The 1,268-nt window shown below is 62.1% G+C and carries 1 protein-coding gene; it reads left to right on the top strand.

Annotation, left to right across the window (positions count from 1 at the left end):
- The first annotated feature begins 65 nt into the window (after positions 1–65).
- Positions 66–1,234, top strand: a protein-coding gene (locus GSQ79_RS00960) for an IS3 family transposase (RefSeq protein WP_158806869.1) whose coding sequence is annotated in 2 segments (ribosomal slippage) — positions 66–330 and positions 330–1,234 — 1,170 coding nt in all. Because the reading frame shifts where the segments join, the coding sequence is not laid out codon by codon here.
- Positions 1,235–1,268 lie beyond the last annotated feature (34 nt).

Genomic DNA, 1,268 nt, shown 5'->3' on the forward strand with positions numbered 1-1,268 from the left:
TGGCGTGCCCCCCTTGAAGTGGTCCTCCCTGAAGTATGGCATTTTGCCATGAGGAGGATCGATAGATGCCGAATAAGAGACATAAGCCGGAAGAGATCGTCGCGAAGTTACGCCAGGTCGATGTGTTGGTCTCACAGGGTAAGCCCGTTGCTGAGGCCGTCCGTTCAATCGCGGTGACGGAGGTCACCTACTATCGGTGGCGTCAGGAGTACGGCGGCTTGAAGGGCGACCAGGTTAAACGGCTGAAGGATCTCGAAGCTGAGAACACCCGGCTGCGACGTGCGGTGTCGGATCTAACGCTGGAAAAGCTAATCCTGAAAGAGGCCGCCTCGGGAAACTTCTGAGCCCCGCTCGTCGTCGTGCTTGCATCGACACGGTCGTTGCCAAGCACGGCGTCTCGGAGCGGTTTGCATGCCGGGCTCTCGGCCAGCATCGCTCCACGCAACGCAGGATCCCAAAGACCCGTGACGATGAGGCGGCGCTTACCGCCGACATCGTCGCGCTCGCCCTCCAATACGGCCGCTACGGCTATCGCCGCATCACGGCGATGCTGCGTCGTGCCGGCTGGGTGGTGAACCGCAAGCGGGTCGCACGGATCTGGCGACGGGAGGGGCTCAAGGTGCCGCAGAAGCAGCCCAAGAAGGGCCGGCTTTGGCTCAACGACGGATCGTGTGTTCGGCTGCGGCCGGAGCGGCCCAATCACGTCTGGTCATACGACTTCGTCGAGGACAAGACCCATGACAAACGGAAGGTCCGCATGCTGAACGTGATCGACGAGTTCACCCGGGAATGCCTCGCGATCCGGGTCAGCCGGCGGCTGAACGCGACCGACGTCGTCGATGTCTTGTCGGACCTGTTCATCCTGCGCGGTGTGCCAGGGCACATACGTTCAGACAACGGGCCCGAGTTCGTCGCCAAGTCGGTTCGGGAGTGGATCGCCGCCGTGGGCGCGAAGACCGCCTACATCGAGCCAGGCAGCCCATGGGAGAACGGTTACTGCGAAAGCTTCAACGCAAAGCTCCGTGACGAACTTCTCAACGGCGAAATCTTCTACTCGTTGAAGGAAGCACAGGTCATCATCGAGAGCTGGCGGCAGCACTACAATGAGATCCGCCCGCACTCATCGCTCGCCTACCGACCGCCCGCACCTGAAGCATTGGTGTGGCCGGCTGCGCAACCCGGACCAGCTACGCCGGCCACACCAGCCCTCGCGCTCAGGCCGACCATGAACTAACATAAACCCCGGACCACTCAGTGGGGACCGGCCA

The organism is Beijerinckia sp. L45 (genome assembly GCF_009765775.1).
Lineage (GTDB): Bacteria > Pseudomonadota > Alphaproteobacteria > Rhizobiales > Beijerinckiaceae > RH-AL1.